We start from the raw sequence: 24151 nt of genomic DNA on the forward strand, positions 1-24151 counted from the left end.
CTCACCCCGGCGCAGGTCGCGACGCTCGCCGACCCACGAGCTTCTCGTACGCCCCGGACCGCGTCCGCTTCGACCCGCGCCCCGTCGCCGCCGACCCGCGCCCCGACCTCCTCCCAGCCCTCGCGCACGCCTTCGTCTCCGCCGCCGACCGGGCCCTGCTCCTGGCGGAGGGCCATCTGGTCTATGCCTCGGGGCGTCCGAACATGGTCGAGGTTCCCGTGGGGGAGGGGCGGCTGCGGATCTGGCGGCACGTGATCGACCTGGCACGCCCCTGGCGAGAACTGGAGGCAGCCATCACGACGCTTGCGGAGAAGATCGACACCGCCCGCTCGGTCTCGTATTTCGAGGGTGTAGGCACAAATCCGCTCCATGGACGGAGGGAGACCCGATGAGCACGATCTCGGTCCGCGAGTTCTCCTACAACCCCAGCGCCGTCTTCGCCCGTGTCGAGAAGGGCGAGGCGGTCCAGGTCACACGCCACGGCAACGTCATCGCCATACTGCTTCCCGGCTCCGGGCCGGTGGCGCGGTACTCCGACCTCGTGGCCCAGGGGAAGATCCGCCTCAAGGCCGCGACCACGTCCGACCTTGACCGCCTGCCCCGCTACGACATTCCCACCGGTGCTCCGGACCCCGTCGAGCTGCTTCTCGCGGAGCGAGAGGACGAGGACCGTTGATCTACATGGATTCGTCGGCTCTGCTGACGCTGCTCACGGGCCGGTCCAACGCGGCGGAGCCACGGACTTTTCTCGCTGCCCGCCCCGGCGTCCCGCTGGCCACCAGCACCCTCGGCTTCGTCGAAACTGTCCGCCAGCTCGACAAGGTCGGGTCGTACCCGACCGCACTCGCCGATCTCGACGGCATGGTGACCGAGATCCTTCTCACGGAAGAAGTGAAAAATCTGGCCACCCGGGTCCCTGCCTCCCTGCGTTTTCTCGACGCCATCCACGTGGCGAGTGCGCTGATCATGGGCGAGGCGCTCGACTGCCTGATCACGTACGACAAGCGGATGCTCGACGCCGCCCGGGAGGTGGGACTCGCCGCCTACGCGCCCGGTGCAAAGGAGTGAGGGCCCGGACACCACGAGCCGTCTCTTCTGTAGGGACCCGACAGGGACCGCATCGCGGCACTGTCAGGGCCCGATTCCCCGGGAGGCGTGGCGGACCGATAGGTTTCCGAGGTAGTCGCCTGGCTCCCAGGTGCTCCAGACCGCTGATGAAAGGGTGATCCGTTGAGCCGCTCGGTTCTCGTCACCGGAGGAAACCGGGGCATCGGCCTCGCCATCGCCCGTGCTTTCGCCGCCAATGGCGACAAGGTCGCCATCACCTACCGCTCCGGCGAGCCGCCCGCCGAGCTCGTCGAGGCGGGCGTGCTTCCCGTCCGGTGCGACATCACCGACGCCGAGCAGGTGGAGCAGGCCTACAAGGAGATCGAGGAGAAGCACGGCAACGTGGAGGTGATGGTCGCCAACGCCGGCATCACCAAGGACCAGCTGCTGATGCGGATGTCGGAGGACGACTTCACCTCCGTCCTCGACACCAACCTCACGGGCACCTTCCGGGTCGTCAAGCGTGCCAACCGCGGCATGCTGCGCGCCAGGAAGGGCCGTGTCGTGCTCATCTCCTCCGTGGTCGGGCTGCTGGGCTCGGCCGGGCAGGCCAACTACGCCGCCTCCAAGGCCGGCCTCGTCGGCTTCGCCCGCTCCCTGGCCCGTGAGCTCGGCTCGCGGAACATCACCTTCAACGTCGTCGCACCCGGTTTTGTCGACACCGACATGACGCAGGTGCTCACCGACGAGCAGCGCGCGGGCATCGTCTCGCAGGTGCCGCTCGGCCGGTACGCGAAGCCGGAGGAGATCGCCGCCGCCGTGCGCTTCCTCGCCTCCGACGACGCCTCGTACATCACTGGAGCCGTCATCCCCGTTGACGGCGGATTGGGCATGGGTCACTGAACGACATGAGCGGAATCCTCGAGGGCAAGCGCGTCCTGATCACCGGTGTGCTGATGGAGTCCTCCATCGCCTTCCACACCGCGAAGGTGGCCCAGGAGCAGGGCGCTGAGGTCATCCTGACCGCCTTCCCGCGGCCCACCCTGACCGAGCGCATCGCCAGGAAACTCCCCCGGCCCGCCAAGGTCATCGAGCTCGACGTCACCAACGACGAGCACCTGGCCCGCGTCGAGGACGTCGTGCGTGAGGAACTCGGCGGTCTGGACGGCGTCGTCCACTCGATCGGCTTCGCCCCGCAGGACGCCCTGGGCGGCAACTTCCTCAACACGCCCTTCGAGTCGGTGGCGACCGCGATGCACGTCTCCGCGTTCTCGCTGAAGTCGCTGACCATGGCCTGCCTGCCGCTGATGCAGAACGGCGGCTCGGTCGTGGGCCTGACCTTCGACGCGCAGTTCGCCTGGCCGCAGTACGACTGGATGGGTCCGGCGAAGGCCGCGCTCGAGGCCACCAGCCGCTATCTGGCACGTGACCTCGGCCCGCGACACATCCGCTGCAACCTGATCTCGGCCGGCCCGATCGGCTCGATGGCCGCCAAGTCCATCCCGGGCTTCACCGAACTGGCCAAGGTGTGGGACGAGCGCTCCCCGCTCGAGTGGAACATGGCGGACCCGGAGCCGGCCGGCCGCGGTGTCGTCGCGCTGCTCTCCGACTTCTTCCCGAAGACCACCGGTGAGATCGTCCACGTCGACGGCGGCGTCCATATGATGGGTGCCTGACCAGCACATACGTATGTCCGCCACGCCCCGCCGACCGCCTCGCGCGGTGGGCGGGGCGTCGCCCGTTCGGCCCAGTGCACGGGCGGGCGGACCCGGGGGCGGCGATGCTGGAGGAGCAAATCTTCCTTGTGGTGCTGTTGCGGCGCGTGCGTCGCAGCCCGGCCGAGGAGGTCCTGCTCGTGCGTACGAAATGGCGCAACGCCTCCGTACTGGCCGCCGCGACGGTCCTGCTCGGGGCAATCCCCTTCGCCACCCTCCAGTTCCGTCAGGAGACGCAGGACCCCCGGCCGGCGCCGGCGCCGGCCTATCAGGCACGGTGCAGCACCCTCGTCGAGGGCTCCCGGGTCACCGCCTACTGCCACAACCCCTACCCGGCCACCGACCGGGTCCGGCTGCACGTCGAATGCGACCGCTGGTGGGACGTGGACGCGGACACGGCGCCCGTGCCGCTCCGCCCCGCCGAGTACGGCGAACTGACCGGCCGGTGCTGGAAGGAGATCCGCTCGGTCTGGATCAGCCACCAGCCGCTTCAGGCCGACGCAGGCACATGAACGGATAGCCTGCCGCCTCAGAGGCTGCCGCGTCGCCGTCGCCCGCGCGGATCGCCTCGACCATCCGCGCGTGGTCCATGTGGTTCTCGGGGCGCAGCTCGTGGCCGATGTCGTCGCGGAGCCAGTCGCGCAGCAGATCCCCGAGGTCCGCGTACAGCTCGGTCAGAACCTCGTTGTGCGAGGCGGCGACCACGGCGAGGTGGAACGTCGCGTCGGCCGCCACGAACTGCTCCGCGACGCCTGATTCCCAGGCCTCCTCGCGTCTGGCCAGCAGGATGTCCAACTGCCTGAGATCGCGGTCGGTGCGCCGTTCGGCGGCCAGCCGGGCCGCCGACGACTCAAGGGTGGAGCGGAGCTCGGCGATGTGCCGGGGATCGGCGTCGGCGAACCGGCGGTGCATGACACCCGCCAGCTCGCTGGTGGCCAGGACGTACGTGCCGGAGCCCTGCCGGATGTCCAGGAGCCCGTTGTGGGCGAGGGCGCGCACCGCCTCGCGGACGGTGTTGCGGGCGACGCCGAGCTGCTCGACCAGTTCCGGTTCGGTCGGGATCCGCGAACCCACCGGCCACTCGCCCGAGGTGATCTGGTTCCGCAGCTGAGCGATCACCTGGTCGGAGAGCGCGGAACGCCGGGGAGAGGACAGCGCCATGGTGCTCCTTGTCGTGAGGCGTCCTCCCGTACGTCCGGCGGACCGCCCGAACGTACGGGACTGGACAACCAATCATCCCATGATTCTATGATGGGTCAATGCTTGACGAGACCCGCACCCTCAGCCCCGCCGACACGGCCCCTGCTTCCCAGGATTCTGCCGCCCGGCGGACTCCGGTGTGGGCCACCCCGCTCGTCGTCGCCGGCATCGTTCTGGCGGCGCTCAACCTGAGGCCCGCCATCACCAGCCTCGGGGCACTGCTCGAAGAGGCCCGCGCCGGCCTGCACATGAGCGGAAGTGTGGCCGGACTGCTCACCTCCGTACCGCCGCTCTGCTTCGCCGTATTCGGCATCGCCGCGCCCCGTCTCGCCCGCCGCTTCGGGCCCGGCGCCGTCGTCTGCGCCGGGATGGCGGCCATCGCGACAGGCCTTGCCGTACGGCCCTTCGTCGGCGGCACGGCCCCCTTCCTCGCCGCCAGCGCGCTCGCCCTCATGGGCATCGCCGTCAGCAACGTGCTGATGCCCGTGATCGTCAAGCGTTACTTCCCCGACCGGGTCGGCTCGATGACCGGTCTCTATTCGATGGCGCTGGCGCTGGGGACCTCGCTCGCCGCCGCCGCGACCGTGCCCGTCACCAGCGCGCTGGGCGGCAGTTGGCGTGCCGGTCTCGCGGTGTGGGCGGGGCTCGCCGCCGTCGCCGTGCTGCCCTGGCTGGGGCAGGTGCGCGACCGCGAGGACACCGCGCAGGGGGCGGGCGAGGCGGACGACGCGGGGCGGCCGGCTGCCGCACCGCGCATCACTCGCAGCCCGACCGCCTGGGCACTGGCCTGCTTCTTCGGGCTCCAGGCGACCGGCGCGTACATCACGATGGGCTGGATGCCGCAGATCTTCCGCGACGCGGGAGTATCCGCCGGCACGGCGGGCGTGCTCCTGGCCGTCACCATGGTGATGGGGGTGCCGCTGGCGTTCGTCATCCCGAGGCTCGCCACCCGGATGAAGCAGCAGGGGCCGATCGTGGTCGCCCTCGGGCTGTGCGGCCTCACCGGCTACGTGGGGCTCCAGCTGGCACCGGCGGCCGGAGCCTGGGCGTGGGCGCTGCTGCTGGGTGTCTCCAACTGCTCGTTCCCGCTGGCACTCACCATGATCGGCATGCGGTCGCGGACGGGAGCGGGCGTCGTACGGCTCTCCGCGTTCGCCCAGTCGACCGGCTATCTGATCTCCATCCCGGGGCCGCTGCTCGTGGGCGTGCTGTATCAGCACAGCGGCGGCTGGGACCTGCCGCTGGCCCTGATGGCGGCCCTGCTGGTGCCGCAGATCGCCGTGGGGCTCCTTGCCGGCAGGGACCGGACGATCGAGGACGAGACCGGGATGCGAGACTGAGACCATGCCTGTGCTCGACCCGAACCCCCAGAACGGCCAGAAGAAGCTCCTCGGGATCTTCGGCCTGATCCTGCTCATCGGCATGGTCATCTCCATCATCGCGACCATCGCCGCGCCCTGATTCTTCGGCTCGGTTCGCCTCCGGGGCGCTTTGTGCGTGTGTCGACGGTCGATCGTGCTCGGTCCCTCGTTCCTCGGGATCTCCGCGCGTTCTCCCTTTCGACACCCGCGCGCCCCTTCGGCTCACTCGCCCGCGCCCCGATTTTTCGGCTCGGTTCGCCTCCGGGGCGCTTTGTGCGTGTGTCGACGGTCGATCGTGCTCGGTCCCTCGTTCCTCGGGATCTCCGCGCGTTCTCCCTTTCGACACCCGCGCGCCCCTTCGGCTCACTCGCCCATGGCGCCGGACCGGACGTATGCGCGGCGCCTGCAACGGCCCGGTCGTACCCCGGACCGGGAGGGCGCGCCCCGGTGGGGGTCCCCCGGGAGAACCGAGCCCCCAAAAATAGGGGGCTGGCACCACTGTCCCCTAGGGGGCCAGGGTCAGGGTGAAGTGGGTGGGCCGCCGGATGGGCCGGGCCGTTCATGATCCGTACGTTTGAGGTACTCGACCTCAGACCTACGGAGGCGGCCATGCCGGCCCACACGCATCCCCGGTCCTCGGCCCACGCCCCGGGCGTCGGCGGCGTCCGGCTGCCCTGGTGGGCGCTGACCCTCCCGGTGATCGCCTTCTGCGTGCTGCTGATGCTGATCGCCGGTCCGGACGAGGCGCACGCGGCGGCAGGCGAGGATCCGGGGGTATCCGAGTTCCTCCGGCTCGTCCACCGCGCGCTGGCCCGTTGAATGGGGTCACTCTTCATGGCGGAGCACGTCAACACCCTGCGCCCGCTGGCTCATTTCATGCGAAGCTGGGTTGTATGAGCGCCGCTGTGTCTTCCGGGGGGACACCCCCTGGATCTCCCGAATCCCGCAGGATCGTTCTCCTCCGGCATGCGAAGGCCGACTGGCCCGAGGTGTCCGACCATGAGCGCCCGCTCGCAGAGCGGGGGCGAAAGGACGCCCCGGTGGCCGGCCGCCGTCTCGCGGAGACCGGCATCGACTTCGACCTGGCCATGTGCTCGACGGCGACCAGGACCCGCGAGACATGGAAGCTCGCGGTGCACGAGCTGCCGCACCGCCCGAAGACGGTGTACGAGGAGCGACTGTACGAGGCCTCCCTCGGTGATCTGCTCGCTCTGCTGGGCGAGACGCCCGACGAGGTGAACGATCTGCTCGTCATCGGCCACAACCCGGGTATCCACGCGCTGGCGGACGCCCTCGCGGGCAGCACCGAGGGTGACGCGCTGGCCCGTATGACCCGGGACGGCTTTCCGACGTCGGCCTTCGCCGTCGTGTCCTTCAGCGGGCCGTGGAAGTCCGTGGAGCACGGTGTGGGAAGGCTGCTCGACTACTGGACCCCGCACGACTGACCGGTCACGACGCAGGAACGGGCCCCGCGCACGATGTGTGCCGGGGCCCGCGTATGTGCAGCGTGTCAGTACTCGCCGGTGCCGTCGTCGGCCGCCTCGACCTCTTCGCGGGTGATGCCCAGCAGATACAGCACCGTGTCGAGGAAGGGAACGTTGACCGCGGTGTGCGCCGCCTTGCGCACGACGGGCTTGGCGTTGAACGCGACGCCGAGCCCCGCGGCGTTCAGCATGTCGAGGTCGTTGGCACCGTCGCCGATCGCGACCGTCTGCGCGAGCGGCACTCCGGCCTCGGCCGCGAACCGGCGCAGCAGCCGTGCCTTGCCCGCTCGGTCCACGATCTCGCCGACGACCCTGCCGGTGAGCTTCCCGTCCACGATCTCGAGCGTGTTCGCCGAGGCGAAATCGAGCCCGAGTCGTTCCTTGAGATCGTCGGTGACCTGGGTGAAGCCACCGGAGACGACGCCCACTTGATAGCCGAGCCGCTTCAGCGTACGGATCAGGGTGCGCGCGCCGGGAGTGAGCCGTACCTCCGTGCGGACCTTGTCGACGACGGAGGCGTCGAGGCCCGCCAGCAGCGCCACGCGGGCGTGCAGCGACTGCTCGAAGTCCAACTCGCCGCGCATCGCCGCGGCCGTCACGTCCGCGACCTGGTCCTCGCAGCCCGCGTGCGCGGCGAAGAGCTCGATGACCTCGTCCTGGATGAGGGTGGAGTCCACGTCCATGACGACGAGGCGCTGCGCCCGCCGGTGCAGCCCGGCGGAGACGACGGCGACGTCGACGCCGATCTCGGCGGCCTCCAAGGCCAGCGCGGTCCGCAGCGGTTCCGTCTCGACGCCGGAGACCGCGAACTCCACGGCGGTGACGGGATACTTCGCGAGGCGGAAGATACGGTCGATGTTGCCACCGACGGTGGCGATGGTGGCCGCTATGGCTGCCGTGGACTCCGCGGTGAGCGGGTGCCCGAGCACGGTCACATGCGAACGTCCGCTGCCGCGCGGCCGGTTGTCGCCCGTGCCGGAGATGATCTCGGCCTGCAGCTTGAGGGACTCGGCCCAGCTGTGCACGGTGGCGCGCAGCTCGCCCTCGGTGGCGCCGCCGGCCGTCGGCGCGGTGACGAGCGCGCACAGCACGAGCCGGCCACGGGAGACGACCTGCTCGATGTCGACGACGTCGACGGCGTACGCCGCGAGGGTGTCGAAGAGCCCGGCGGTGATCCCGGGGCGGTCCTTCCCGAAGATCTTGACGAGAAGGGTGGGGACGTCGGCGTTGGGAGGGGGCTGTGATGCGCTCATGGTGTTACCACCGTATCGGGCCGGGGGCGGAAGGCGAGGTCCTGTCCCGTCTGGCGGACACCCGGGCGGCCGGGCAGCGCCCGATGGCGGGTGAGGGGCGCCTACGACCCGCTTGGCGTGGATTATTCGGCTCACGCATGATCCATCCCCACTCGTGGGTGCTCGTCGCCGCCGCGACACGTCCGGCTCCGTCGACGAACGTCCCAACTCGGTACCGAACGAGGTCTTCACATGGCCCGACTTTCCGATACGAGGCCGGGCCTGAAATAGTTCCCCACGATGTTCGCCTTCCCTAGACTCCCGGCGACGGGGGAAGCTCGGGGGACAACTAGTGGGGCATGGAGTGCCGGAACTCGTACTGGAATTGAACGGAAGGACCTGGACGCTCGATCCGTCCAGGTCGTACACCCTGGGACGTGATCCCCAGGGCGATGTGGTGATCGACGACGCCAGGGTCTCGTGGCGGCACGCCACGATCAGCTGGGGCGGGCGCAGTTGGGTCATCGAGGACCACGGCAGCACGAACGGCACCTATGTGCAGGGCCAGCGCATCCACCAGATGGAGATCGGCGCCGGCACGGCGGTGCATCTGGGGAACGCGACCGACGGTCCCCGCCTCGGTCTGACCGGTGCCGGTGCGTCGGCGGGCGCCCCCGCCGGTGCGGGCGCCTACGCCCAGGGAGCGCCGCAGCAGGCCGCCGCGCAGGCCCCGGTCCAGCAGCAGGGCTGGCCGCAGGGGTCCGTCCAGCAGCCGCCGCAGGCCGCCGCCCAGCAGGGCTGGCCGCAGCAGCCGCAGCAGCCCCAGGTCCCGCACCAGCAGGGTGTACAGAAGGCCCAGGGCGTCCCGCCGGTCCACGGTGACCGCAGCCCGACGACCTTCCACCAGCTGGCCCTCGGCCGCGTCATGCGTATCGGTCGTGCGCTGGACAACGAGCTGGTCGTCTCCGACCTGCAGGTCTCTCGCCACCACGCCGAGTTCACCGCGCACCCCGACGGCCGCTTCGAGATCCGTGACCTCGGCTCCCACAACGGCACCTACGTCAACGGTCAGCCGATCGCCAAGTCCGGCACGGTCCTCATCGGCCCGAACGACATCGTCGGCGTCGGCCACTCCACGTTCCGTATCGTCGGCGGCCAGCTCGAGGAGTTCGTCGACACCGGTGAGGTCTCCTTCTCGGCCCGCCACCTCACGGTGACCGTGGACGGTGGCAAGCAGATCCTGCGTGACGTCTCCTTCGGCGTCCCGGAGAAGTCGCTGATCGGTGTCATCGGCCCCTCCGGCTCCGGAAAGTCCACCCTGCTCAAGGCGCTCACCGGCTACCGGCCCGCCAACCAGGGCGACGTCCTCTACGACAACCGCAGCCTCTACAAGCAGTTCGCCGAGCTGCGCCAGCGCATCGGTCTGGTCCCGCAGGACGACATCCTGCACAAGGAACTCACCGTCCGTAAGGCGCTGAAGTACGCGGCGAAGCTCCGCTTCCCCGGTGACACCGCCGAGGCCGAGCGCGAGGCCCGTATCGACGAGGTGCTGCGCGAGCTCAAGCTCGACATCCACAAGGAGAAGAAGGTCACCTCGCTCTCCGGCGGCCAGCGCAAGCGTGTGTCCGTCGCCCTGGAGCTGCTGACCAAGCCGTCGCTGATCTTCCTGGACGAGCCGACCTCGGGTCTCGACCCGGGCATGGACCGCGACGTCATGCAACTGCTGCGCGGCCTCGCGGACGACGGCCGCACGGTTCTCGTCGTCACGCACTCGGTGGCCGAGCTGGGGCTGTGCGACAAACTGCTGGTCATGGCGCCCGGCGGTTCCGTGGCGTACTTCGGTCCGCCGGAGGAGGCGCTCAACTTCTTCGGCTACAGCACATGGGCCGACGTCTTCTCGGCGTTCGAGAACTACCGCGACTACGACTGGGCGGGCCGCTGGCGCGGTTCCCAGCACTACCAGCTGTACGCCGCGGACCTCGACGCCGTCGCTCCGCAGTCGGTGAACATGCCGCCCGCGCAGCAGATGCGCCCGCCGAAGCCGCAGAGCTGGGGCTCCCAGCTGTTCACGCTGATGCGCCGCTACATCTCCGTGATCGTGTCCGACAAGGGCTTCATGGCCCTGATGCTGATCCTTCCCGCGGTGCTCGGCGCGGTGAGCCTGCTCATCGACCCGGACAAGGGTCTGCTGGTCAACCAGAACCCGCAGACCGGCAGGATCATCCCGAACGGCACGGCCACCACCGTGCTGTTGATCCTCGCGGTGGGTGCGTGCTTCGCCGGCGCGGCCAACTCCGTCCGTGAGCTGATCAAGGAGCGGGTGATCTACGAGCGGGAGCGTGCGACCGGCCTGTCACGCTCCGCGTACCTGATGTCCAAGGTGATCGTTCTCGGAATGATCACGGTGATCCAGGGCGGCCTGGTCGGAGCGATCGGCTTCGCCACGCGTGAGCTCCCCGCCGAGGGGCTGGTCATGGGCGGTGCGGTCATGCTCGAGCTCTCGATGCCGATCATGGCCCTGGGCTTCACGTCGATGATGTTCGGTCTGATCATCTCCGCGCTGGTGAAGACGGCGGAGAAGACCATGCCGCTGCTGGTGATGTTCGCGATCATCCAGGTCGTGTTCACCGGCTGTCTGTTCATCCTGCACGGCACGGTCGGCGTCAACGAGTTCTCGTATCTGATGCCGTCGCGCTGGGCGGTCGCCGCAGCCGGCACCACGCTGGACTTCAACAAGATCAACCCGAACACGGACGACCCGACCAGCACCGACCCGCTGTGGGACCACGAGGCAGCGGCCTGGTTCCTGGACATGGGCGCACTGCTCGCGCTCGGCGCCCTGTGCGGGTTCTTCGTCGCCCGCTTCCTGCGCCGGCACGAGCCGGAGGTCATGCGCAAGTGACGCACCCCACGCCGCTTTGACGCGACGCCGAAGGGCGCACCCCCACTCGGGAGTGCGCCCTTCAGCGTCTGTGCATGTCCGCCGGTTCGGCTGCCGGCTCAGCGTGTCAGTGCCTCAGTAGGCGCTGTTCACATTGTCCATGGAGCCGTAACGGTCGGCCGCGTAGTTGCAGGCGGCGACGATGTTGGCGACCGGGTCGTACTGGTCCCACGAGGTGCCGGGGACGTGGTAGGCGTCGAAGGTCGGCTTGATGACCTGCAGCAGACCCTTCGAGGGGACACCGTTGATGGCGTTGATGTCCCAGTTGTTGATGGCACGCGGGTTGCCGGAGGACTCACGAATGATGTTGCGGTGGATGCCCTCGTAGCTGCCGGGGATGTCGTGCTTCTTCATGATCGACATCGCCTCGCGGATCCACCCGTCCAGGTTGTTCGGGTAGGTCACCTTCGCGGGCTTACGGGCGGCGGCGCGGCTGGCGGCCTGCTCCTTGGCGCGCTTCTCGGCGGCGGCCTTGGCGGCGGCCTTCTTCTCCGCAGCGGCCTTCTCGGCGGCGGCCTTCTCGGCCTTCGCCTTCGCCTTCGCCTCGGCCTTGGCCTTGGCCTGCGTGGCCTTGAACTGGGCCTCGAAGGCGGACTGCTGGCTGCTGATGCTCTCGTGCAGGGCGGCGGTCTTCGCGGCGTCGGCCTTCCAGGCCACCGGAGCCGCGGCGGCCGCCTCGGTCTGCACACCGGCCTCGGCGTCGCCCGAGGGGGCGAGCGAGAGCGCGACCGTGGTGGCGGCGACGGCGGCGACGCCGGCGATGGCGCTCTTGCGGTTCTTGAGTCGGCGGCGGATCTCAGGGGTGATGAACGCGGACATACAGACGTACCTCTTCGAATAGCGGAAAGTCGCTCCAGGCCGGTTCGGCTCTGCGCTGTTCGGAAGCGACGTCGGCAATTCTTAGCTGGCGCAAAATCTGGTGGCAAAGGTGTGACGTACGATCCAAGGTAGTGGATCACATGTTCCGAATGTCCGTATTAACCTGCACTGTCCGCGCCTACATGCCCCTTTTGTATCAACTAAAGAGTCTCGTAAGTGATCTGCGCCCTATGCGCGGGCTCACATCGACCAGGAAGCCGGCTCACCAAGTGTTGCGAGAGCAATCCTGTGAGTGAGGCTTCTCCTCCGGGAGGACGAGGTGGACGTCGCCGAACTCGTGCCAGAGGTAGCGGTGTCCCAGCGCCTCGCTGTACGCGCAGGTCAGAGCGGCCCGGCCGGCGATCGCCTCCAGCATCAGCAAGTGCGACGCCTCCGGCTCGTGCAGCCCCGTCAGCAGACCGTCCACCGCCCGCACCCCACGCCGCGGCGTCACCACCAGGTCCGTCCAGCCCGAGGCCGGCCGGACCAGGCCACCCGGGTCGGAGGCCGACTCCAGGGCCCGTACGGCCGTCGTGCCGACCGCCACGATCCGGCCGCCCGCCGCGCGTGCCGCGTTCACCAGCCACGCCGTGGTCGCCGGGACGCCGAAGCGCTCCGGGTACGGCGGCTCATGGGCCTCTGCCGACGCCACGCCCGTATGAAGGACGAGCGGGGCGAACTGCACCCCCCGGCTCACCAGCTCCGCCACCATCCGGGCCGTGAAGGGGCGGGCGGCGCTCGGCATCTCCGCAGAGCCCGAGCCGTCGGGGGAGGGAAGCGCGAAGACCGTCTGGTACGCGGACAGCGGCTGGTCCCTCGCCGTGTACCCGTACCGGATCGGTCTGCCGTACCGCCGCAGCAGCCGCGGTACGTCCCCGGACACCGAGGCCCACCACAGGCGATCCGCCCCCGGAGCGAGCGGCTCCTCGAGCACCAGCTCGCCCCCACCCGGCAGCCGTACGACGGCCCCCGGCGGGCCGCCGGCCAGCGGCGCCGTGCTGCCGGACCTGTCCGGCCGGCGCAGCTCAACCGCCCAGCGCCCTCCGTCCCCGCGGGTCGAGAAGTGCACCACGACCGCCCGCCCGCCGAGCCGCCCGTCCACGGCGGCCGCCAGAGTGGCCGACGTGTTGACGACCAGCACGTCACCGGCCCGCAGTCGGCCCGGCAGCTCCCCGAAGCGGTGGTGCGACACCTCACTTCCGCGCGAGACCAGCAGCCGTACGTCGTCGCGCCCCGCGCCCCGCTGCTCCGCCGGCACCCGGGCGGACAGCTCGTCCGGCACACGCAGCGTCTCCAGGGGCGGCACGGCGCCCGGCCCAGGCTTCATCGGGTCTCCAGCAACGAGGGCGCCGCGTACCGGCCGCTGGCCGGCCGTTGCTCGAGCAGGCGCAGGAAACCGGGCGCCACGGACCCGGGCGAGGGACGCGGATCCGTGTCCTCCGGCACCGCCGCCCTGTACAGGTCCGTCTGCATGTCGCCCGGATCGACGCTCCACACCCGCAGCCCGGGCTCCTCGACCGCGAGCACGGCGGCGAGGTGGTCGAGCGCCGCCTTCGAGGCTCCGTAACCGCCCCAGGTCTCGTACGCCTCCGCCGCCGCGTCCGAACTGACGGCCACCACCGCACCCGTCGGCGACTTCCTCAGCAGCGGCAACGCCTCCTGTACGAGGCCGAGTGCCGCGACCACATTGGTCTCCAGCGCCGCCCGCAGCCCCGCCACCGGGAGCACGTCCAGCCGCACCAGCGGCTCGGCGCCCAGCGCGCTCGCGTTGTTCACCAGCAGGTCCAGGCCGCCCAGCTCCCGGGCGGACGCCACCAGCTCCGTGCGGTGCCCGGCGTCCGTGACATCCCCCGGCACCGCCACGACGCGTGTCCCGTGACGCCCCGCGTACCGGGCGCTCTCCATCAGTACGTCCGCGGTCCTTGCGCCCAGCACGAGGTCCCAGCCCCGCTCCGCCAAGGCCGCCGCCAGTGCGCGGCCCAGCCCCTTCGACGCCCCAGTGATCACTGCTACCGGCATGGTGCCCATCTCCTTGCTGAATGCCGCCTCTGTGGATGGACTCAACGTAGGAACGCACCGTCGTCCGCCGCCTCGTGCCCCGGTCCCCACTCCGCAAGGCACTTCGACCTACGTCCGCAGCCCTGATCGGGTGCGGTCCCCGGTCGGATACGGACTGTCACACCCCGCCGGTACGGTGAGTGGCATGAGTCACCGACCCGGCTCCGGTCTCGCGGCTGTGAGCACCGCACTCCTCGCGATGAGCAGGCATCTCGAGGTACGCGACGTACTGAAGACGATCGTGGCCTCCGCGCGCGAGCTCCTCGACGCCGAGTACGCCGCATTGGGCGTGCCCGACGACCACGGAGGCTTCGCCCAGTTCGTCGTCGACGGCGTCAGCGACGCCCAGTGGAAGGCGATCGGCCCACTGCCCCGCCAGCACGGCATCCTCGCCTCGATGCTCCGCGACGCGAAGCCCGAGCGGCTCGCCGACGTCCGCAAGGACCCGCGCTTCGAGGGCTGGCCCTCCGCCCACCCCGACATGTCCGACTTCCTCGGTCTGCCGGTGAAGGACGGAGACGAGATCATGGGCGCCCTGTTCCTCGCCAACAAGCGGTGTCCCAAGCCGGAGGGCGGCTGCGGCTTCACCGAGGAGGACGAGGAACTGCTCGGCATCCTCGCCCAGCACGCCGCGATCGCCCTCACCAACGCGCGTCTCTACGAGCGCAGCCGCGAGCTCACCATCGCGGAGGAGCGCTCCCGCCTCGCCCACGAACTGCACGACGCCGTGAGCCAGAAGCTGTTCTCCCTGCGGCTGACCGCGCAGGCGGCCGCCGCACTCGTGGACCGCGACCCGGACCGGGCCAAGGGCGAGCTGCAGCAGGTGGCGCAGCTCGCGGCCGAGGCCGCGGACGAACTGCGCGCCGCCGTCGTCGAGCTGCGCCCCGCCGCGCTCGACGAGGACGGCCTCGTCAACACCCTCCGCACCCAGATCCAGGTCCTCGACCGCGCCCACAGTGCCCGCGTCACCTTCGACACCTGCGGAATACGGGCCCTGCCGGCCACCCAGGAGGAGGCGCTGCTGCGAGTCGCGCAGGAGGCCCTGCACAATGCGCTGCGCCACTCCGGCGCGGAAGAGGTGGACGTGCTGCTGATCCGCCGCGGCCAGGGCGCGGTCCTCTCCGTCACGGACAACGGCAAGGGCTTCGAGCCGAGAGCCGTCCGCAGGGCAGGGCGGCACCTGGGGCTGGTCTCCATGCGTGACAGGGCGAGCGGCGTCGGCGGCAGGCTGACCGTCGAGTCGGAGCCCGGCAAGGGCACCACGGTCGAGATGGAGGTCCCCGGTGGCTGACAAGAGGATCCGTGTCCTGCTGGTCGACGACCATCAGGTGGTGCGGCGCGGCCTGCGCACGTTCCTGGAGGTCCAGGACGACATAGAGGTCATCGGCGAGGCGGGCGACGGCGCACAGGGCGTCGCGCTCACCGAGGAGCTGCGACCGGACGTCGTCCTCATGGACGTCAAGATGCCGGGCATGGACGGGATCGACGCCCTGCGGAAACTGAGGGAGCTGGCCAACCCGGCAAAGGTGCTGATCGTCACGAGCTTCACCGAGCAGCGCACGGTGGTCCCCGCGCTGCGCGCCGGCGCCGCGGGCTATGTGTACAAGGACGTGGACCCCGAGGCGCTGGCCGGTGCGATCCGCTCCGTGCACGCGGGCCATGTGCTGCTGCAGCAGGAGATCGCCGGCGCGCTGCTGGCCGACGACCCGGGCAGCGGCACCGGCCGCGGCGGCAGCCTCACGGAACGGGAGCGCGAGGTCCTCGGCCTGATCGCGGACGGGCGCTCCAACCGGGAGATCGCGCGGGCGCTGGTCCTGTCGGAGAAGACGGTCAAGACGCACGTCTCGAACATCCTGATGAAGCTCGACCTGGCGGACCGGACGCAGGCGGCGTTGTGGGCGGTGCGGCACGGGATGGCGCGCTGACGCGCCGCAGGCCCCTTGGTTGTACGGAATCTCGGACTCCGGTCCGAGATTCATACTGTCGGGTGGATGTCACCCATGCGGCGCATCCTGATCCGCTCCTTGGCGTTCTCCATGGCGTGCTGCGGCCGCCGGCCGCGGCGAGTGCTCAGGAGGAATGACGAAGTGAAGAACCTGAAGAAGGCCGCAGCCCTGACCATGATCGCCGGCAGCCTCGTCGCCGCGGGCTCGGGTGTCGCCTCGGCCACCACCGGCGGCGCCCACGCCCACGGCCAGGCCGTGCAGTCCCCGGGCGTCCTGTCGGGCAACGCGGTTCAGGTCCCGGTCCACGTGCCGGTGAACGTCGTGGGCAACACGGTGAACGTGATCGGCCTCCTGAACCCCGCGTTCGGCAACGGCGGCTTCAACGGCTGACGCGCGGGTCTCGCATCCGCGGGTCCCCGGGCAGCGTCCGGGGGCCCTACGGGTGTGCCCCTGCGTGTGTTGCGTGGCGGGTGGCGCCTGCGGCGGGCCGAGTCCCCGCGCTGCGCCGCCCGGCCCCTTCCCGAACCCGGGGCTCCGCCTTGGACCCCGTCCCGGGTTTCGCACGGTGCCCGGGGTCGCCGGACGGGTCCCCGTCGCAGTTGGAGGCGCGGGCTGCGGGCGGAGGTCCCCAGGCCGCTGGTTCAGGGGTGGCCCCGAACACCGCGCAGCGGTGCGCGTCAGCCCCGTCCCCGCTCCCGTTCCTCCACGCACGCGTTGTACGCCGCCACCTGCGCCCTTCGTGCCACCCGTTCCACCGGCCGCAGCGCCTCCCCCCGCGCGGCCATCTCGGACGCGCTCACCGCACCGCCGTGGCCGTTCTCGTACGCCAGAGCGATCAGCACCCCGATCCGCTGCGCCATCTCCAACACCCGTACCGCACGCGGCGGATAGCCAGGGGCCAGTGTCTCGGCGGCCGCGCTCCGTTCCGCCCGCGCCCGGTACGCGTCGAGCGCCGCCTCCGCGACCGGGCCCGACGCGGCGACGTCGAGCCGTGTCAGTGCCGCCGTCGCGTCCCGCAGCGCCTCCGCGAGCTCGCGCTCCGCCTCGCCGAGCGAGGGCACGTCCGCGGGCGGGGCCTCCCGCACCTGCAGGCAGTGCCAGACCACCTCTACATGGAGGTCGCCGGCCGGGCCCGCCTCGTACACCTCGGGCACCAGCCCGTACGCCGCGCCCGTCGCGACCACCGCCTCCTCCGCCTCGAGTGCCCGGGCGTTGAACTCCGGCGGGCCGCTGAGGCCCAGGGGGTGGCCCGCGGCCGGGAGTGCGACCCGGAAGCCGGTCACGCCGAGCGCGCGCAGCCGCCCGAGCGCCAGAGTGAGACCGACCGGTGCCGCTTCTCCGGGGAGGCCCTCGACCCGGTGCACCGCGTCGTCGCCGACGATCGCGTGAACGGCGTTGTCAGGTGATACAAGTCCGGCAAGTAGGGCATTTCCCCATGCGGCCAGCCGTCCTGAGCGTGGTTCCGAAAGCATGGCACCAGCCTAGGGACCGGACCGGGCGACCGGAGCACTCACCCGGTGGCGTAGGTTTTCCCTGGGTGGTGTGCCCACAGGTGCGCGAGGTGCACAAAAGAACCGAATCGCACCCGAACACCTCAAGACGACTGCATGGGGAGACTACGCGCTCATGAGCGATGTACTGGAGCTGGTGGACGTATCCGTGGTCCGCGACGGACGGGCTCTGGTGGACGACGTCTCCTGGTCGGTCAAGGAGGGCGAGCGCTGGGTCATTCTCGGCCCGAACGGCGCCGGCAAGACCACCCTGCTCAATCTGGCCTCCAGCTACCTCTTCCCGACCGCCGGCAAGGTGCAGGTCCTCGGCGAGCGCCTCGGTGGCGTCGACGTCTTCGACCTGCGGCCCCGCATCGGCATGGCCGGCATTGCCATGGCCGAGAAGCTCCCCAAGCGCCAGACCGTGCTGCAGACGGTACTCACCGCCGCATACGGCATGACCGCGACCTGGCACGAGGACTACGACGAGGTCGACGAACAGCGCGCCCGCGCGTTCCTCGACCGCCTCGGCATGACCGAGTACCTCGACCGCAGGTTCGGAACCCTCTCCGAGGGCGAGCGCAAGCGCACCCTGATCGCCCGCGCCATGATGACCGACCCCGAACTGCTGCTCCTCGACGAGCCCGCGGCCGGCCTCGACCTCGGCGGCCGTGAGGACCTGGTCCGCCGGCTGGGCCGGCTCGCCCGCGATCCGTACGCCCCCTCCATGATCATGGTCACGCACCATGTCGAGGAGATCGCACCCGGCTTCACCCACGTCCTGATGATCCGTCAGGGCAAGGTGCTCGCTGCCGGTCCGATGGAGACCGAACTGACGTCGCGCAACCTGTCGCTCTGCTTCGGCCTGCCGCTCCTCCTCGAGCGCAGCGGTGAGCGCTGGTCGGCCCAGGGCCTCCCGCTCGGCTGAGGCCCGGGCCTCAGCTCGGCGGAACTGCCCCCGGGCCGGACAAGCAGGACGTGTCCGACCCTGATCCTCCAACAGGGACCGGCCTCGCCCCCTGTCCCCACCGCGTCCGGCGGACCTACCATGCCCATGTGGACATCGACGCATGGGTGTGGTGGCTGATCGGCGCGGTCGGACTGGGCATTCCGCTCGTGCTGACCGCCATGCCGGAATTCGGAATGTTCTCCGCCGGTGCGGTGGCCGCGGCCGTCGTCGCGGCGGTCGGCGGCGGGATGGTGGCCCAAGTGCTCGTGTTCGCCGCGGTGTCCGTGGCGCTCATCGCCGTCGTACGGCCCATCGCGATGCGGCACAGGTCCCAAAGTCCCCGGTTCGCCAGCGGGGTCGACGCCCTGAAGGGCCGTCAGGCCGTCGTCCTCGAACGGGTCGACGGCAACGGCGGCCGTATCAAGCTGGCCGGTGAGATCTGGTCCGCCCGCGCCCTGGACGCGACCATGGCCTACGAAGAGGGCCGGCAGGTCGACGTCGTCGAGATCGACGGGGCCACCGCTGTGGTGATGTGAAGCACCGGCATCCGGCCCCTTCCGGGCCGAAGGGACCGAACTCCCCCCATTGCGGCCCCTGTTCTGGGAAACTGATCATCGGACTCATTCGGCAGCGAAGGGCACAGGGAACGCGATGCAACCGATCATCATCGTCCTGATCATTCTGGTGGTGCTGGTCTTCATCGCCCTGATCAAGACGATCCAGGTCATCCCACAGGCCAGCGCCGCCATTGTCGAGCGCTTCGGACGTTACACCCGCACCCTCAACGCGGGCCTCAACATCGTCGTCCCGTTCATCGACTCCATCCGCAACCGCATCGACCTCCGAGAGCAGGTCGTCCCCTTCCCGCCCCAGCCGGTGATCACCCAGGACAACCTGGTGGTCAACATCGACACCGTCATCTATTACCAGGTGACCGACGCCCGGGCCGCGACCTACGAGGTCGCCAGCTACATCCAGGCCATCGAGCAGCTCACCGTCACCACCTTGCGCAACATCATCGGCGGCATGGACCTCGAGCGGACCCTGACCTCCCGCGAGGAGATCAACGCGGCCCTCCGCGGCGTCCTGGACGAGGCGACCGGCAAGTGGGGAATCCGCGTCAACCGCGTCGAGCTCAAGGCCATCGAGCCGCCCACCTCCATCCAGGACTCGATGGAGAAGCAGATGCGTGCCGACCGTGACAAGCGCGCCGCGATCCTCACCGCCGAAGGCATCCGGCAGTCCCAGATCCTGACCGCCGAAGGTGAGAAGCAGTCGGCGATCCTGCGCGCCGAAGGTGAGGCCAAGGCGGCCGCCCTGCGCGCGGAGGGCGAGGCCCAGGCCATCCGTACGGTCTTCGAGTCCATCCACGCCGGCGACGCCGACCAGAAGCTCCTCGCGTACCAGTACCTGCAGATGCTCCCCAAGATCGCGGAGGGCGACGCCAACAAGCTCTGGATCGTCCCCAGCGAGATCGGCGACGCCCTCAAGGGTCTCAGCGGCGCCATGGGCAACTTCAACCCGATGGCGGGCATGGGCGGCGGCTCCGTACCCAAGCAGACCGGCGGCAACGGCACCGAACGGCGCGAGCAGCCCCCCATCGACTGACCCCGCGCTCCTTCATGCATGATCGGTGAGGCCCCTCGACCTTGATGGCGGGGAGGTGACTCACGGACCATGTAAGGAGATGGCGTTGTCCATCTGGGAAGTACTGGCGGTATTCGCGGCCGGCGTGGGAGCCGGAACCATCAACACCATCGTGGGCTCCGGCACCCTGATCACCTTCCCGGTACTGCTCGCCACCGGACTGCCGCCCATCACCGCGAACGTCTCCAACGCGCTGGGCCTCGTGCCGGGCTCCATCAGCGGAGCCATCGGCTACCGCGCCGAACTGCGCGGCCAGACCGCCCGGGTGCTGCGCCTCGGCTGCACCGCGCTCGTCGGCGGCCTGGCCGGCGCCGTCCTGCTTCTCGCCCTGCCGTCGGACGCCTTCGACACCATCGTCCCCGTACTGATCGCCCTCGCGCTGGTCCTGATCATCCTCCAGCCCCGCGTCGCCAAGGCCGTGCAGCGCCGCCGGGAATCACAGGGCACCGAGCCGCACCCGCACGGCGGGCCCGCCCTCCACGCCGGGCTGCTCCTCGCCAGCGCCTACGGCGGCTACTTCGGCGCCGCGCAGGGAATCCTCTACCTCTCCCTCATGGGACTGCTGCTCGACGACAGCCTCCAGCGCATGAACGCCGTCAAGAACGTCCTCGGCGCCGTCGTCAACGGCGTCGCCGCCGTCTTCTTCCTCTTCGTCGCCGAATTCGACTGGACCGCCGTCCTGCTCATCGCCGTCGGATCCACCATCGGCGGACAACTCGGTGCCCGCATCGGCCGCAGGCTCAGGCCCAATGTGCTGCGCGGCTTCGTCGTCGTCGTCGGCAGCCTCGCCATCGTCCAACTGCTCCTGCGCTGACACGAGGAGGCCCGCCCCCAAGACGGGGGCGGGCCTCGAGAACCCGTCCTTACGCCGCGGACTGCGCCGACAGCCAGTCCGGCAGCGCGTCACGCTCGCCCGACCGGAGCCCCAGCAGCATCGCCTCCGCCGGCGACGGAACGAACGGCTCGTGCAGCAGCGGCATCCCCGCCTGCTCCGGCGTACGGTCCGCTTTGCGGTGATTGTCGTCAGCGCACGAGGCCACCGTGTTCAGCCAGCTGTCCGCGCCACCGTGCGACTTCGGCACCACGTGGTCCACCGTCGTGGCACGGCGCCCGCAGTACGCGCACCGGTGCTGGTCACGCACCAGCACACCCCGCCTGGACCACGGCGCCTGTCTTCGGAACGGCACCCGTACGTATCTGCAGAGCCTGATCACCCGGGGCACCGGAAGGTCGACCGCCGCCGCACGCACACGCAGCGCCGGGTGGGACTGCTCGACCACGGCCTTGTCCTGGAGCACCAGCACCACCGCGCGGTTGAGCGTTACCGTCGACAGCGGCTCGAAGCTCGCATTGAGCACCAGTGTGTCCCGCATCCTGCCCACCTCCGTTCGCCGGCCCGGCCCCCGTCGGCGGGCATCAGCCTTGGATCAACTCTGGCCGGGCGCGCCGAGATGGACAACGCAATATCTGTGCCTTGCCGGGGGAGGACACCAAGACCCCCGGCGACAAAACTGCCCTGCCCTGATCTCTCCAGGACCAGGGCAGGGCAAACGTGAAGCGAACTTTCAGCTGTGCGCCGGAGCCTCGTACTCGCCGATCAGCTGGGCACGGGCGATCGTGTGGAAACGCAGATTGAAGCCGACGACCGCCGGCGAGACATCGGCATCGGGCCCGAGCTTCTCGCTGTCCACCGCGTACACGGTGAAGACATAGCGGTGGTTCTCCCCGGCCGGTGGAGCGGCTCCGCCGAAGTCCTTCGACCCGTAGTCGTTGCGGACATGGACCGCGCCCTCGGGCAGCCCCTCGAACTTTCCGGTCCCCGCCCCCGCCGGGAGCTCCGTCACCGACGCGGGGAGGTCGAACAGCACCCAGTGCCAGAAGCCGCTGCCGGTCGGCGCGTCCGGGTCGAAGCATGTCACGGCGAAGCTCCTGGTCTCCGCCGGGAAACCCTCCCAGCGCAGATGCGGCGAGGTGTTGCCCGCCGACTGCACCTGCGCGTCCTTCAGCACCGATCCCGGCTCGATGTCATCGCTCACCAGCGTGAACGAAGGCACCGCCGGATGAAAGTCGTGGGGAAGCGGAGCCCTCTTGAGCTCGGTCACGTCAAACCCTCCGATTCGGCCGTCCTGCCTCTTTCGCCCCGAGCCTAGAGCCAGTTGCGACGCCCGCCGACATCCGCCAGCCACTGGTTGAGGTAAGCCGCCCAGTCGGTCGCCCGGAAGTCCTCGTGACCCACCTTGAACGCCTTGTACGAGTCGCTGCTCTCACTGAACAGACCAGGCTTCTTGTCCATCTCCAGCACGACGTCCATCTCCCGGTCGTCGGCGACGAACGTCAGCTCCACCTGGTTGAGCCCGCGGTACTGCTGCGGCGGGAGGAACTCGATCTCCTGGTAGAACGGCAGCCGCTGGCGCGTCCCGCGGATGTGACCGCGTTCCATGTCGGCGCTCTTGAAACGGAAACCGAGCTGAATGAAGGCGTCGAGGATCGCCTGCTGCGCCGGCAGCGGGTGCACATTGATCGGGTCGAGGTCGCCCGAGTCCACGGCGCGCGCGATCTCCAGCTCCGTCGTGACACCGATGTTCATCCCACGCAGCAACTGCCCCTCGATCGTGGTGATCGGGGTCTCCCACGGAATCTCCAGGCCGAACGGCACCACGTGCACAGCCCCGGCCTTCACCTCGAAGGCGCCGCCGAGGCGCTGCTTGGTGAACTCGATGTCCTGCTTGACCTCCTGGTCACCACCCTCGACCTCGACGCGCGCCTGCAGACCGACGGACAGCCCCTCGATCTGCTGGTCCACCGAACCGCCCTGGATTCGCACCTCACCCTGTACGACCCCACCGGGGACGACGTTCGCCTCCGTCAGCTCCGTCTCCACGGAGGCACCGCCGGCGCCCATGCTTGCAAGCAGCCTCTTGAAGCCCATGTCCACTCCTTCTGGGTCGACCCCTACACACGCCTACATACGCCGGACGACCGTAGTCGGTTCCCCGGCTCTCTCCGCGGTTCCACTGCGTCCCGGTACGCTCGAACGCGATGATCGAGAGCTCCGACCGTACGCCGTTGCCCCGGGACTTCTTCGACCGCCCGGTCCTGGAGGTCGCCCCGGACCTCCTCGGCTGCACCCTGACCCGCCTGACCGAGGACGGCCCCATCGAACTGCGCATCACCGAGGTGGAGGCCTACGCGGGGGAAGCCGATCCCGGCTCGCACGCCTTCCGGGGCCGCACCGCCCGCAACGAGGTCATGTTCGGCCCGCCGGGCCATGCGTACGTCTACTTCACATACGGCATGTGGCACTGCCTCAATGTGGTGTGCGGCCCGGAGGGCAGAGCGAGCGGAGTCCTGCTGCGCGCCGGCGAGGTAAGAGTGGGCGCGGAGCTGACCCGCAAACGTCGACTCTCGGCCCGTCACGACAAGGAATTGGCCAAAGGCCCTGCCCGCCTGGCCGCTGCCCTCGATGTCGACCGCGCACTGAACGGCGCCGACTTCTGCCTCGGCCCCGAGGAGCCCCTGTCTCTCCTTCCGGGCTGCCGGCCCTCCTGTGACCAGGTGCGGAACGGTCCGCGTACCGGGGTCGGCGGAGAGGGCGCCTTCCACCCCTGGCGCTTCTGGATCGACGGCGACCCGACGGTGAGCCCCTACCGGGCCCATGTGCCGCGCCGCAGAGGCCGCAGCGCAACTTGACTCGGACACGGCGGACGCCTAACGTAGCCCGAGCCGCTTGAGACGGAGCACTGCTGTTCAGCAGTTCCGAAGCGGCCATCCACTTACTTATGACGAACCCAATTGGGTGCGATTTCGGCATGCCGAAATTCAATCCCGACGACTCGATTATGAGTCGCCCGGGAAATCGGCTAAAGTCGTGGACACGCCGGAAGGCCGAAAGGGCCGGAAAGCACCGAGGAAATCGGATCGGAAAGATCTGATAGAGTCGGAAACGCAAGACCGAAGGGAAGCGCCCGGAGGAAAGCCCGCGAGGGTGAGTACAAAGGAAGCGTCCGTTCCTTGAGAACTCAACAGTGTGCCAAAAATCAACGCCAGATATGTTGATACCCCGTCCATCTTCGGATGGTCGAGGTTCCTTTGAAAAAGTCCATCCCGCTTGCGGGGTGGCAATCACAGCGAGGACGCTGTGAACGACCGGTCTTAGTCCGACCGGTTGTTCCGCTCTCGGATGTGTCACCCGATCACGGGTAAACATTCATGGAGAGTTTGAT

28 protein-coding genes are annotated in these 24151 nt (G+C 69.6%); 19 read left to right on the plus strand and 9 right to left on the minus strand.

Going from position 1 to position 24151, the window contains the following annotated elements; translation table 11 throughout:
- Positions 1-203: 203 nt before the first annotated feature.
- From IE198_RS27585 to IE198_RS27610, 6 genes are all read left to right on the plus strand, one after another.
- Complete coding sequence (locus IE198_RS27585; protein WP_189891324.1) at positions 204-392, plus strand: hypothetical protein; 189 nt, start codon at positions 204-206, stop codon at positions 390-392.
- Positions 389-676 (plus strand): type II toxin-antitoxin system Phd/YefM family antitoxin, encoded by a 288-nt coding sequence (locus IE198_RS27590; RefSeq protein ID WP_189891326.1) that lies wholly within the window; start codon positions 389-391, stop codon positions 674-676. The genes IE198_RS27585 and IE198_RS27590 overlap by 4 nt, the downstream gene beginning before the upstream one ends.
- A 5-nt stretch (positions 677-681) precedes the next feature.
- A complete protein-coding gene (locus tag IE198_RS27595) occupies positions 682-1068 on the plus strand; it encodes a PIN domain-containing protein (RefSeq protein ID WP_229834393.1) in 387 nt (128 codons plus the stop codon).
- A 162-nt stretch (positions 1069-1230) separates the two neighbouring features.
- On the plus strand, positions 1231-1950 hold the full coding sequence (gene fabG / locus IE198_RS27600) for a 3-oxoacyl-[acyl-carrier-protein] reductase (RefSeq protein ID WP_189891329.1): 720 nt from the start codon (positions 1231-1233) through the stop codon (positions 1948-1950).
- 5 nt (positions 1951-1955) lie between these two features.
- On the plus strand, positions 1956-2723 hold the full coding sequence (gene fabI / locus IE198_RS27605; protein ID WP_189891331.1) for an enoyl-ACP reductase FabI: 768 nt from the start codon (positions 1956-1958) through the stop codon (positions 2721-2723).
- A gap of 104 nt (positions 2724-2827) precedes the next feature.
- On the plus strand, positions 2828-3274 hold the full coding sequence (locus tag IE198_RS27610) for a hypothetical protein (protein ID WP_229834394.1): 447 nt from the start codon (positions 2828-2830) through the stop codon (positions 3272-3274).
- On the opposite strand, the gene IE198_RS27615 is transcribed toward IE198_RS27610, so the two are convergent.
- The gene (locus IE198_RS27615) at positions 3237-3923 is read right to left on the minus strand and encodes a FadR/GntR family transcriptional regulator (protein WP_189891333.1); all 687 of its coding nucleotides are present in this window, start codon (positions 3921-3923) and stop codon (positions 3237-3239) included. The two genes, IE198_RS27610 and IE198_RS27615, sit on opposite strands and share 38 nt — an antisense overlap.
- A gap of 98 nt (positions 3924-4021) precedes the next feature.
- On the opposite strand from IE198_RS27615, the gene IE198_RS27620 reads away from it, so the two are divergent.
- The 4 genes from IE198_RS27620 to IE198_RS27630 all read left to right on the plus strand — a co-directional run bounded on the left by IE198_RS27620 (position 4022) and on the right by IE198_RS27630 (position 6768).
- Positions 4022-5302 (plus strand): CynX/NimT family MFS transporter, encoded by a 1281-nt coding sequence (locus IE198_RS27620; RefSeq protein WP_189891335.1) that lies wholly within the window; start codon positions 4022-4024, stop codon positions 5300-5302.
- A gap of 4 nt (positions 5303-5306) precedes the next feature.
- On the plus strand, positions 5307-5423 hold the full coding sequence (locus tag IE198_RS36185) for an SGM_5486 family transporter-associated protein (protein WP_268246504.1): 117 nt from the start codon (positions 5307-5309) through the stop codon (positions 5421-5423).
- Positions 5424-5932: 509 nt separating this feature from the next.
- On the plus strand, positions 5933-6142 hold the full coding sequence (locus IE198_RS27625) for a hypothetical protein (protein ID WP_189891337.1): 210 nt from the start codon (positions 5933-5935) through the stop codon (positions 6140-6142).
- A 74-nt stretch (positions 6143-6216) separates the two neighbouring features.
- Positions 6217-6768 (plus strand): SixA phosphatase family protein, encoded by a 552-nt coding sequence (locus tag IE198_RS27630; RefSeq protein ID WP_189891339.1) that lies wholly within the window; start codon positions 6217-6219, stop codon positions 6766-6768.
- 65 nt (positions 6769-6833) lie between these two features.
- Here the strand turns inward: IE198_RS27630 and serB are convergent, their stop codons facing one another.
- The gene (gene serB, locus IE198_RS27635; RefSeq protein WP_189891341.1) at positions 6834-8060 is read right to left on the minus strand and encodes a phosphoserine phosphatase SerB; all 1227 of its coding nucleotides are present in this window, start codon (positions 8058-8060) and stop codon (positions 6834-6836) included.
- Positions 8061-8403: 343 nt separating this feature from the next.
- On the opposite strand from serB, the gene IE198_RS27640 reads away from it, so the two are divergent.
- Complete coding sequence (locus IE198_RS27640; protein ID WP_229834395.1) at positions 8404-10941, plus strand: ABC transporter ATP-binding protein/permease; 2538 nt, start codon at positions 8404-8406, stop codon at positions 10939-10941.
- A 114-nt stretch (positions 10942-11055) separates the two neighbouring features.
- On the opposite strand, the gene IE198_RS27645 is transcribed toward IE198_RS27640, so the two are convergent.
- The 3 genes from IE198_RS27645 to IE198_RS27655 all read right to left on the minus strand — a co-directional run bounded on the left by IE198_RS27645 (position 11056) and on the right by IE198_RS27655 (position 13857).
- Complete coding sequence (locus tag IE198_RS27645) at positions 11056-11799, minus strand: transglycosylase SLT domain-containing protein (RefSeq protein ID WP_189891345.1); 744 nt, start codon at positions 11797-11799, stop codon at positions 11056-11058.
- A 262-nt stretch (positions 11800-12061) separates the two neighbouring features.
- On the minus strand, positions 12062-13165 hold the full coding sequence (locus IE198_RS27650) for an S-adenosylmethionine:tRNA ribosyltransferase-isomerase (RefSeq protein WP_189891347.1): 1104 nt from the start codon (positions 13163-13165) through the stop codon (positions 12062-12064).
- Positions 13162-13857: an SDR family NAD(P)-dependent oxidoreductase gene (locus tag IE198_RS27655; protein ID WP_189891349.1), complete on the minus strand. Its 696-nt coding sequence runs from the start codon at positions 13855-13857 to the stop codon at positions 13162-13164. The genes IE198_RS27650 and IE198_RS27655 overlap by 4 nt, the downstream gene beginning before the upstream one ends.
- A 184-nt stretch (positions 13858-14041) precedes the next feature.
- On the opposite strand from IE198_RS27655, the gene IE198_RS27660 reads away from it, so the two are divergent.
- The 3 genes from IE198_RS27660 (at position 14042) to IE198_RS27670 (ending at position 16232) form a co-directional block, all read left to right on the plus strand.
- A complete protein-coding gene (locus IE198_RS27660) occupies positions 14042-15187 on the plus strand; it encodes a GAF domain-containing sensor histidine kinase (protein WP_189891351.1) in 1146 nt (381 codons plus the stop codon).
- Complete coding sequence (locus IE198_RS27665; protein WP_189891353.1) at positions 15180-15821, plus strand: response regulator; 642 nt, start codon at positions 15180-15182, stop codon at positions 15819-15821. Before IE198_RS27660 ends, IE198_RS27665 begins: the two co-directional genes overlap by 8 nt.
- Before the next feature lie 162 nt (positions 15822-15983).
- Positions 15984-16232 carry a chaplin family protein gene (locus IE198_RS27670; protein WP_189891356.1) on the plus strand — a complete coding sequence of 83 codons (249 nt, stop codon included), beginning with the start codon at positions 15984-15986 and terminating at the stop codon, positions 16230-16232.
- A gap of 287 nt (positions 16233-16519) precedes the next feature.
- Here IE198_RS27670 and IE198_RS27675 read toward each other — a convergent pair whose 3' ends face one another.
- Positions 16520-17314, minus strand: coding sequence for an Rv1486c family protein (locus IE198_RS27675; protein WP_189891358.1), 795 nt, complete (start codon positions 17312-17314; stop codon positions 16520-16522).
- A gap of 154 nt (positions 17315-17468) precedes the next feature.
- On the opposite strand from IE198_RS27675, the gene IE198_RS27680 reads away from it, so the two are divergent.
- The 4 genes from IE198_RS27680 to IE198_RS27695 all read left to right on the plus strand — a co-directional run bounded on the left by IE198_RS27680 (position 17469) and on the right by IE198_RS27695 (position 20742).
- Positions 17469-18260, plus strand: coding sequence for an ABC transporter ATP-binding protein (locus IE198_RS27680; RefSeq protein WP_189891360.1), 792 nt, complete (start codon positions 17469-17471; stop codon positions 18258-18260).
- Positions 18261-18388: 128 nt separating this feature from the next.
- On the plus strand, positions 18389-18817 hold the full coding sequence (locus tag IE198_RS27685; RefSeq protein ID WP_189891362.1) for an NfeD family protein: 429 nt from the start codon (positions 18389-18391) through the stop codon (positions 18815-18817).
- 115 nt (positions 18818-18932) lie between these two features.
- Positions 18933-19889, plus strand: coding sequence for an SPFH domain-containing protein (locus IE198_RS27690; protein ID WP_100106479.1), 957 nt, complete (start codon positions 18933-18935; stop codon positions 19887-19889).
- A gap of 79 nt (positions 19890-19968) precedes the next feature.
- The gene (locus IE198_RS27695; protein ID WP_189891364.1) at positions 19969-20742 is read left to right on the plus strand and encodes a sulfite exporter TauE/SafE family protein; all 774 of its coding nucleotides are present in this window, start codon (positions 19969-19971) and stop codon (positions 20740-20742) included.
- A 49-nt stretch (positions 20743-20791) separates the two neighbouring features.
- On the opposite strand, the gene IE198_RS27700 is transcribed toward IE198_RS27695, so the two are convergent.
- The 3 genes from IE198_RS27700 to IE198_RS27710 all read right to left on the minus strand — a co-directional run bounded on the left by IE198_RS27700 (position 20792) and on the right by IE198_RS27710 (position 22857).
- A complete protein-coding gene (locus tag IE198_RS27700; protein WP_189891366.1) occupies positions 20792-21301 on the minus strand; it encodes an HNH endonuclease in 510 nt (169 codons plus the stop codon).
- A 192-nt stretch (positions 21302-21493) separates the two neighbouring features.
- Positions 21494-22030, minus strand: a complete 537-nt coding sequence (locus IE198_RS27705; protein WP_189891368.1) for a YbhB/YbcL family Raf kinase inhibitor-like protein — start codon at positions 22028-22030, stop codon at positions 21494-21496.
- Between the two features lie 44 nt (positions 22031-22074).
- On the minus strand, positions 22075-22857 hold the full coding sequence (locus IE198_RS27710; RefSeq protein ID WP_189891370.1) for a sporulation protein: 783 nt from the start codon (positions 22855-22857) through the stop codon (positions 22075-22077).
- A gap of 110 nt (positions 22858-22967) precedes the next feature.
- On the opposite strand from IE198_RS27710, the gene IE198_RS27715 reads away from it, so the two are divergent.
- A complete protein-coding gene (locus IE198_RS27715) occupies positions 22968-23618 on the plus strand; it encodes a DNA-3-methyladenine glycosylase (RefSeq protein ID WP_189891372.1) in 651 nt (216 codons plus the stop codon).
- The last annotated feature ends 533 nt before the right edge of the window (positions 23619-24151 follow it).

Source organism: Streptomyces xantholiticus, assembly GCF_014651015.1.
Lineage (GTDB): Bacteria > Actinomycetota > Actinomycetes > Streptomycetales > Streptomycetaceae > Streptomyces > Streptomyces xantholiticus.